Raw genomic sequence first — 8,557 nt, forward strand, 5'->3', positions numbered from 1 at the left:
GCGGCCTGCGCGCTACAGCCCCATGTTCTTGGCGATGATCAGCTTCATCACCTCGGACGTCCCGCCGTAGATGCGGCTGACCCGGTTGTCCGCGTACAGCCGGGCGATCGGGTACTCGTTGATGTAGCCGTACCCGCCGTGCAGCTGCAGGCAGCGGTCGATGACCCGCGACGCCGTCTCGGTGCAGAACAACTTCGCCGAAGCCGCGTCCGCCGCGGTCAGCTCACCGGCGTCGTGGGCGTCGAGCGCGCGGTCCACCACGGCCTGACAGGCGTCCACGTCGGACTGGCAGGCGGCCAGCTCGAACTTGGTGTTCTGGAACGACGCGACCGGCTTGCCGAACACCGTGCGCTCCTGCGTGTACTCCTTGGCGAACCGCACCGCGGCCGCCGCCTGCGCATACGCGGACACCGCGATGCCGAGCCGCTCCTGCGGCAGGTTCTGGCCCAGGTAGGTGAAGCCCTGGTTCTCCTCGCCGAGCAGGTCCTCGACCGGCACCCGCACGTCGGTGAACGACAGCTCCGCGGTGTCCGACACCCGCAGGCCGAGTTTGTCCAGCTTCCGGCCGACCGTGTACCCCTCGGACTTGGTGTCGACCACCAGCAGCGAGATCCCGAAGCGCCGGTCGTCCGGCTTGGATGGCGACGTCCGCGCGCACACGATGACCCGGTCGGCGTGCACGCCACCGGTGATGAACGTCTTGGCGCCGTTGAGGATGTAGTACTTGCCGTCGTCGGACAGCTTCGCCGTGGTGCGCATACCCGCCAGGTCGGAGCCGGTGTTGGGCTCGGTCATCGCGATGGCGAACATGATCTCACCGGAGACCATGCCGGGCAGCCATCGCTGCTTCTGCTCCTCGGTGGCATAACGCAGCAGGTACGGCAGACACAGCCCGATGTGCACGCTGCTGCCGCCGAACGACACGCCTGCCCGCGCGACCTCCTCGGTGATGACCGCCTGGAACTTGTAGCCACCCTCGCCGGCGCCGCCGTACTGCTCGGGCACGCCGATGCTGAACACACCCAGCTCGCCGAGCTGGTAGTAGAACTCGCGCGGGACGATCCCCGCATCGAGCCACTGCGGGTAGACCGGGACGACCTCCGACTCGATGAACGCGCGGATGGTCTTGCGGAAGTCCTCGTGTTCGGTGGTGAAGACGGTGCGCCGCACGGCGACTCCTTTGCTCAAGCCTCTGTGACACCGGTTCGCGCGGTCGTGCGCTTGTGATTCGCGTGGGGCGTGCCGCACCGGCCGAAGTTGGCCGAAGAAATGTGTCGCGGTACGCCTCGGTGAGCCACAATGCCCCAACATACATTCCGAACGGACGGTAAGTGGAGGGTCGATGAGCAGCCCGCTGCGCAAGGTTCGTGCCCAGGTGCGAGGCGCTCGGCGGCTGGTACGGGCCGCCGCCTCCGATCCACGCCTGCGCCGGGAACTCCTCCGCGGGATGTTCGGTCGATCGACGCGACCGGCCGATGCCGGCCACCCCGAGCCGTCTGCGCAGGCCAAGGCCGCCGGTTACGTCCCGCCGGAGGGCTTGTCGGAGTGGGCGGCGCGCACCCACGCCGAGCAGGTCGTCGCGGCCCCGGTTGCGGACACCCTGGCGTTCATCTCCGACCCCGGCCGGTTCCCGGAATGGCTGACCACGCACGCCGGGTGGCGCGGGGAAGCGCCGCAAGGTGCCCAGGAGGGGCAGACGTTCGTGCAGCAGGCCAAGGTCATGGGCATCCCCGCGGACGTCACTTGGACCGTGGTCTCGGTCAACGACAACGGGCTCGAGCTGCACGGTCTCGGCCCGATGGGGGTCAAGTTCGCCTTCTGGATCACGGTCACCGAGCACGCCGACGGCGCCCAGGTGTTCTTCGACGCCGGGCTCGACGGCCAGCCGGTCAAGGGGCCGATGGGTGCTTCCGTGCTGCGCAGCCTGACCGACGAACTGCAGGCCTCGCTGGCGCAGCTTGCCGGAGTGCTGGCCAACGAGGACTCGCCGGGCAGGGCCAAGCGCGCCCCGGTGCGGCACCACGCCACCGGTGAGCTGCTGGACCCCAACACCCCGGTGCTGGTCGGCGCCGGACAAGTCGTGCAGCGCGAAGGCGGCAACCAGGACCCGGCGGCGCTGTCGGTCGTGGCGTTGCGCCGCGCGGCCCAGGACGCGGGTGTCGACGAGGAGCTGCTTCGCGCGGCGGACGCGGTCTACGCGGTCGCGAGCGCGTCGTGGACGTACAACGATCAGGCGAGGGCGGTGGCCGAAGGCGTCGGTGCGAGGCCGCAGAGCACCGTGCAGTCCACGCCGCTCGGGGGAGACGGCGCGCAGCTGCTGATCAACGATGCCGCAGAGGCGATCGCGAACGGCGAGACGTCGATCGTCTTGCTCAGCGGCGCCGAGGCCGGTGCGACACTGGCCGCCACCGAGGGCACGCCGGACTGGCCCGTGCAGGGCGCCGACGTCCGGCCGACCCGCGTCGTGGGTATCGACCGGCCCGGCAACCACGAAGCGGAGACCGCTGTCGGGCTCGGCATGCCGATCTATATGTACGCGCTGCTCGAGACCGCGGTGCGGGCCCAGGCGGGACGCGACCCCAAGGAACACCAGGAGGCCGTCGGACGGCTGTGGTCGCAGTTCTCGGCGGTGGCGGCGAAGAACCCGTACGCGTGGCTCCCGCAGGAATTCGACCCCGAGGAGATCGTCACGCCGTCCGAACAGAACCGGATGGTCTCGGCGCCCTACACCAAGCTGATGTGCGCGAACCTGCAGGTCGACCTGGCCACCGGGTTGATCATGTGCAGCGCCGCCGCGGCGGAGGCCGCGGGCATCCCGCAGGACAAGTGGGTCTTCCTGCATGCCGGTGCCTCCGGCCACGACGAGTGGTACGTCGCCAACCGCGCCTGGCTCGCCGCCTCGCCGGCCATCAACACGCTGGGCAAGGCCGCGATGGAGCACGCGGGCGTCACGCCGGACGAGCTCCGGCACGTCGACCTGTACTCGTGCTTCCCGTCCGCGGTGCAGATCGCCGCCCGTGAGCTCGGACTGCCGACCGACGACCCACGGCGGCCGTTGACGGTCACCGGCGGGCTGACGTTCGGTGGTGGCCCGGGCAACAACTACGGCAGCCATGGCGTCGCCTCGTTGCTGCCCTTGCTGCGGGCCGAGCCGGAGGCGTTCGGGCTGGCCACCTCGCTCGGGTGGTACTTGACCAAGCACGCGCTGGGGATCTATTCGGCGACCCCGCCGAAGCAGCGATACCGGCACCTGCAGCCGGTCATCGAGCACCCGCCCGCGCGGCCGGTGCGGTCGAGCTACCGCGGACCGGCCGTCGTGGAGGCCTACACCGTGCCGTACAGCCGCGACGGAGAGCCGGAGGCGGCCATCCTCAGCGTTCTCGCGCCGGACGGAGCCCGTGTGCTGATTCGGTCCACCGAGGCCGAGGTGATCCAGACATTGCTCGACGGTGATGCGGTCGGACGTCCGGTGCAGATCGCCGACGGCGAGGTCACGTTCGAGTCGGGGGAGCCGCAGCCGTTGCCGGAGCCTCCTGCGCCGCCGGTGCTGACCGAGCGTCGTGGCCAGGTCATGATCATCACGTTGAACCGGCCGGAAGCCCGTAACGCCATCGACGTGGCCACGGCCACCGCGCTGGAACGCGCGATCGATGCGTTCGAAGCGGACGAGCGGGCGCGGGTGGCGATCATCACCGGCGCGGGTCGCTCGTTCTGCGCAGGCATGGACCTCAAGGCGGCCGCTCGCGGTCAGTTCCCGGTCACCGAGAAACGTGGGCCGCTCGGACTTACCGCGAAGCCGCCGACGAAACCGCTGATCGCCGCGGTGGAAGGTCACGCGCTGGCGGGCGGATGCGAGCTGGCGCTGGCCGCGGACCTGATCGTGGCCGCTGACGACGCACAGTTCGGTTTGCCGGAGCCCAAGCGCGGACTGGCCGCGGCCGCCGGTGGCGTGCTGCGTCTGCGTGATCGGCTTCCGCGCAACATCGCGATGGAGCTGGCGCTGACCGGTGACCCGATGCCTGCGCGCAGGCTGGCCGAGCTCGGTCTGATCAACGCGCTGGCGCCCGCCGGTTCGGTGCTGGATGCCGCGCTGGAGCTGGCCGAGCGGATCGCGGTGAACGCTCCGATCAGCGTCCAGGTCAGCAAGCGGATCATCGCCGAGGCGAGCGACTGGACCACCGAGGAAGCCTTCACCAAGCAGGCCGACATCGCCGCGGCGGCGCTGATGTCGGAGGACGCCACGGAGGGCGTGCGGGCGTTCGCCGAGAAGCGGGACCCGGTGTTCAAGGGCCGGTGACGGCCCGCTCGGTGGTGGTGCAGCGGTTGACGGTGGAGGGCGCTGACGCCTGCTCGACTGGTCACTGGGCGGTGGCGGCCTGCTCGACGGTCACGGCCTGGCGGCGCCCTGCTTGATTCGGTAGACGGGGTGAGCCGAGGCGATCGCCTCGCACTGCTCCAGCGTCGGCCTGGCCCCCACGCCGAGGTGGGGCCGCGCGCCGGGAGCGATCGCGGCGTAGCGCTGCAAGATCGGCGCCCGGTCGGCGACCGGAATCTCCTCGAGCAGCACCTCGACGTCCTTCTTCCGCCTGCTGATCACGGCCCGCCGGCCGTTGGCCTCCACGTTCCGGACCCAGTTCGCCTCCGGTCCCAGCATGGAGACCAGATATTCCTCGGCTCCCACGTCCGCGATGGCGATCGGGACGGCGGTGGGTTTTCCGGAACGTCGTCCGGGCACGCGCAGCACACCGCCTTGCGGGACCGTGAGGCCTTTCGCGTAGAGCCAGGCGTCCAGTTTGAGCACCACTTTCATGGCGCGGCTCGGGCGTCCGCCGCGGTAGAGGGCGCGCTTGACCGCGCTGAGGGCTTCACCGGCGACACGACGGGCTGACTTGCTCATGACGCGATGTTAGCAAGTGACTTTCATTCTGACAGTGACTATCTCCACCTGATAGGCTGACAGCGTGGCGAGCCTTCGGGAGCAGTGGCGGCGCGAAGCCATGCGCCGCATCCAGCAATGCGCGCTCGATCTGTTCGACGAGCGCGGCTTCGACGCGGTGACCATCGAGGAGATCGCCAAAGCCGCGGGTGTGTCGGCGTCGTCGGTCTACCGCTACTTCGGCACCAAGGAGAATCTGGTCGCCGCCGACGAGTTCACGACCCTCACGGCCGACGAGTTGGCGAACATCGTCGACCCTGCCGATCCGATCGCCAGCCTCCTGCAAGCCGTGCGCCGGTTCGAGTCGGGCCAGCGGGACGACGGTCCGTGGCGGCGCGTCCGCTACTTCTTTGCCGAGCCGTCGGTGCGCCTGGCGACGCTGGCAGAGCTCGACCGCGCCGCGCAGCGCATCGCGCCCCTGCTAGCCGAGACGCACGGCGCCACTCAGGCTCGAGTCATGGCGAACGCGCTCGTGTTCGGCTACTTCGGCGCGCTCGAGCGCTGGTACGACGACGGCGGTCAGCGCAGCATCGCCGACTACGTCGAGGAAGGCATGGCGCCGTTGCGCCGCCTGTGGGCGGGCGATCAGGCGTCGTAGTCGACGGTGATCTGCTCGCTGACCGGATAGGACTGGCAGGTCAACACGAAACCCGCCTCCACCTCGTAGTCCTCCAGTGCGAAGTTGCGGCGCATGTCGACCTTGCCGTCGACCACGCGCGCACGGCAGGTGCCGCAGACGCCGCCCTTGCAGGCGAACGGCAAGTCCGGTCGCGCACGCTGGGCGCCGTCCAGGATCGAGGCGTCCCGCGGTGTGACGACCGTGGTGGTGCGTCCGTCCAGCTGGATCACGACCTCGCTGCTGGCGCCGACCACCCCGGGCTCGGGATGCGTCGCCGGCGCCGGCGGGAGATCTCCGACGTAGAACAGCTCCTGGTGGATGCGGTCGCGCGGAACGCCCTCGCCCTGCAGCAGGTCCCGCACGTCGGTGACCATGCCGAACGGCCCGCACAGCCACCAGTGGTCGACCTGCGCAGTGCCACCCAGCAGCGGCAGCATGGCCCGCACTCGCTCCGCGTCCAGCCGCCCGCTGAACAGCTCCACGTCTCGCGGCTCCCGCGACAGCACGTGGATCAGGTTGAACCGCTGCGGACAGCGGTCCTTCAGGTCGGCCAGCTCGTCGGCGAACATCACGGTGCTGGTGCGCCGGTTGCCGTACAGCAACGTCACGGTCGATGCGGGGTTGGTCAGCACGCTCGCCGCGATGGACAGCGCGGGCGTGATGCCCGAGCCGGCGACGACCAGCACGTGGTGCGCGGGCACGTCGACATCCGGGGTGAACGACCCGGTCGGGGTGGACACCTCGATCTCGTCGCCCGGCCGCACCTGGTGCACCAACCAGGTGGAGAACAAGCCGTCCGGGACTTCGCGCACACCGATGCGCGGCTTCGCACCTGCCGGGGCGCAGATCGAGTAGTTACGGCGTTCTTCGACGCCGTCGATGGTCCGCCGCAGGATCAGTGACTGGCCTGGGCGGAAGTCGTACTCGTCCGCCAGGTGCTCGGGCACGTCGAAGCTGATGGCGACCGCGTCCTCACACAGCCGCGTGACCTCGGCGACGGTCAGCGTGTGGAACCGCGTGCGCGCGGGAGCAGGGGCCGAAGCGGTCACGTCAGATCTCCTTCACGTGCTCGAACGGCTCGTCGCACGAACGGCAGCGGCGCAGCGCCTTGCACGCCGTCGCGGAGAACCGCGCGGTCTCCACGGTGTCCGGCGAACCGCACTTCGGGCAGGGGACCCGGCTGGACGGTGGCGTCAGCGTCAGCGGGATCGGCCCGGAGCGACGGGGCGCGGGCCCGGGCGGAGCGATCCCCGCCTCGGCGAGCTTGCGCCGCCCCTCTTCGGTGATCCAGTCGCTGCTCCACGCCGGGTGCAGCACGGTGCGGACATCCACGTCCCGATACCCGGCTTCGCGCAACGCGTGCACCAGGTCGTCGCGCATGGTGTCCATCGCCGGGCAACCGCTGTAGGTGGGCGTGATCGTCACCCGGACCACCCCGTCCTCTTCGGTGACCTCGCGCAGGACACCCAGGTCGGCGAGCGTCAGCATGGGCAGCTCGGGATCGGTCACGCTCGCCGCCACCTGGTAGGCGCGGCTCATCTCGGTCGTCGCCGTGGCGGTCACCATGTCGCCTCCGGATGGGCCCGCGCCACGGACTGCAGCTCGGCCAGCAGGTAACCCATGGCTTCGGTGTGCACGCCGTCGCGGCCCGCCTTGCCGGACACCCCGGCCAGCGGCTCGGCGTCCGGCACCTGCAACGTTGCGGCACCCAGAACCTGCGCGATCACCTCGTCGAACTCCGGCCGCAACTCGCGGACGTCGACCGCCGCCGGACCGAGCCGCAGCTCCACCGGGTGCGGCTCGAACAGCTCACCGACCAGCGGCCACACCGCGTCGAGTCCGGCCTGCATGCGCTCGTGCGACAGCTCGGTGCCGTCGCCGAGCCGGACAACCCACTGTGCGGCGTAGTCCCGGTGATAGGTGACTTCCTTGACTCCCTTGGCCGCGATCGCCGCCAGCACCGGGTCGATCGACGACGTCAGCCGCTGCAGCAGCGCCAGCCGCCAGGTGGCGAACACCAGCAGGCGTGCCATGGAGAACGCGAAGTCACCGTTGGGAGCCTCGGCCAGTCGTACGTTGCGGAATTCGTGCTCGGCGCGGAAGAAGGCGAACGAGTCCTCGGTGCGGTCGCTGCCGTCCGCCTTGCCCGCCCTGGTCAGCAGCATGCGCGCCTGGCCGAGCAGGTCCAGTCCGATGTTGGCCAGCGCCACTTCGTCTTCCAGCTCCGGCGCATGCGTGCACCACTGCTGCAGGCGGTGGGACAGAATCAGCGCGTCGTCGCCGAGCATCAGGCAATACGCCGCCAGGTCGGCGCCGTCCACCTCCGCGGGCACGGTGGTGTCCACTCCGGCCAGCGGGTCGGTGAACCCGGTGCCGTAAGCCCACCGGGCGTCGTTCTCCTCGGTGATCGCCTCGTAGGCGTTGTCGAATGCCATCTTGGACACCGCGCTCACATGTGCGGGACGTTGTCGGGAATGTCGTAGAACGTCGGGTGTCGGTACACCTTGTCCGCCGACGGCGCGAAGAACGGATCCTTCTCGTCCGGGCTGGACGCGGCGATGTTCGCGGCCTTGACCACCCAGATGCTCACGCCTTCGTTGCGGCGGGTGTAGAGGTCACGCGCGTTGCGCAGCGCCATCTCGTCGTCCGCGGCGTGCAACGAGCCGACGTGCACGTGGTTCAGGCCGCGCTTGGACCGCACGAACACCTCGTACAGCGGCCACTCGTGCCGGACCTGCTCACCGGAGCTGCTCATGCCGCCCTACCTTTCAAGTCAACCTCCGGTCGTCCGGAATGATCGGGGGACGCAGGCGGGGCAGGGATGGTTTTCATGCTGGCTGCCCTCGATGGCTCAGGTGGCTGAGCCCCCTGTCCCGCCTCCTTGTTCTGACCGCTGATTAGGCACTGCGATCGATCGCTATGTAGGGCGTTGACGGCGGAGCGGGGACGCGTCATACCGGCACCGAGGGAAGCGAGGGATCGATGAGAGTGGCCGTCGGGAT

At 69.8% G+C, this 8,557-nt stretch carries 8 protein-coding genes; 2 read left to right on the plus strand and 6 right to left on the minus strand.

Features of this window, described 5'->3' with window-relative positions:
• Positions 1-12 precede the first annotated feature (12 nt).
• Entirely contained in the window at positions 13-1,170 is a 1,158-nt protein-coding gene (locus YWM_RS0106835; protein ID WP_028850096.1) for an acyl-CoA dehydrogenase family protein, read from the minus strand.
• Between the two features lie 172 nt (positions 1,171-1,342).
• Between YWM_RS0106835 and YWM_RS0106840 the strand changes: the two genes are divergently transcribed.
• A complete protein-coding gene (locus YWM_RS0106840) occupies positions 1,343-4,297 on the plus strand; it encodes a type II toxin-antitoxin system Rv0910 family toxin (protein WP_028850097.1) in 2,955 nt (984 codons plus the stop codon).
• Positions 4,298-4,387: 90 nt separating this feature from the next.
• Here the strand turns inward: YWM_RS0106840 and YWM_RS0106845 are convergent, their stop codons facing one another.
• Positions 4,388-4,897: a nitroreductase/quinone reductase family protein gene (locus tag YWM_RS0106845; RefSeq protein ID WP_028850098.1), complete on the minus strand. Its 510-nt coding sequence runs from the start codon at positions 4,895-4,897 to the stop codon at positions 4,388-4,390.
• Positions 4,898-4,961: 64 nt separating this feature from the next.
• Here YWM_RS0106845 and YWM_RS0106850 point away from each other — a divergent pair, with 64 nt between their 5' ends.
• Positions 4,962-5,534 carry a TetR/AcrR family transcriptional regulator gene (locus tag YWM_RS0106850; RefSeq protein WP_028850099.1) on the plus strand — a complete coding sequence of 191 codons (573 nt, stop codon included), beginning with the start codon at positions 4,962-4,964 and terminating at the stop codon, positions 5,532-5,534.
• Here YWM_RS0106850 and paaE read toward each other — a convergent pair.
• From paaE to paaB, 4 genes are read right to left on the minus strand one after another with little or no spacing between them, the layout of a single operon-like run.
• The gene (paaE, locus tag YWM_RS0106855) at positions 5,522-6,604 is read right to left on the minus strand and encodes a 1,2-phenylacetyl-CoA epoxidase subunit PaaE (protein WP_028850100.1); all 1,083 of its coding nucleotides are present in this window, start codon (positions 6,602-6,604) and stop codon (positions 5,522-5,524) included. The two genes, YWM_RS0106850 and paaE, sit on opposite strands and share 13 nt — an antisense overlap.
• Position 6,605: 1 nt before the next feature.
• Complete coding sequence (gene paaD, locus YWM_RS0106860; RefSeq protein ID WP_028850101.1) at positions 6,606-7,094, minus strand: 1,2-phenylacetyl-CoA epoxidase subunit PaaD; 489 nt, start codon at positions 7,092-7,094, stop codon at positions 6,606-6,608.
• Between the two features lie 20 nt (positions 7,095-7,114).
• Positions 7,115-7,990, minus strand: coding sequence for a 1,2-phenylacetyl-CoA epoxidase subunit PaaC (gene paaC, locus YWM_RS0106865; protein ID WP_028850102.1), 876 nt, complete (start codon positions 7,988-7,990; stop codon positions 7,115-7,117).
• Positions 7,991-8,004: 14 nt separating this feature from the next.
• A complete protein-coding gene (gene paaB / locus YWM_RS0106870; protein ID WP_028850103.1) occupies positions 8,005-8,310 on the minus strand; it encodes a 1,2-phenylacetyl-CoA epoxidase subunit PaaB in 306 nt (101 codons plus the stop codon).
• Positions 8,311-8,557 lie beyond the last annotated feature (247 nt).

Source organism: Thermocrispum municipale DSM 44069 (assembly GCF_000427825.1).
Lineage (GTDB): Bacteria > Actinomycetota > Actinomycetes > Mycobacteriales > Pseudonocardiaceae > Thermocrispum > Thermocrispum municipale.

Coding starts and splice junctions, on each gene's coding strand:
- paaC (WP_028850102.1), bottom strand. CDS start 7,990: ATGGCATTCGACAACGCCTACGAGGCGATCACCGAGGAGAACGACGCC.
- YWM_RS0106845 (WP_028850098.1), bottom strand. CDS start 4,897: ATGAGCAAGTCAGCCCGTCGTGTCGCCGGTGAAGCCCTCAGCGCGGTC.
- paaB (WP_028850103.1), bottom strand. CDS start 8,310: ATGAGCAGCTCCGGTGAGCAGGTCCGGCACGAGTGGCCGCTGTACGAG.
- YWM_RS0106840 (WP_028850097.1), top strand. CDS start 1,343: ATGAGCAGCCCGCTGCGCAAGGTTCGTGCCCAGGTGCGAGGCGCTCGG.
- paaD (WP_028850101.1), bottom strand. CDS start 7,094: ATGAGCCGCGCCTACCAGGTGGCGGCGAGCGTGACCGATCCCGAGCTG.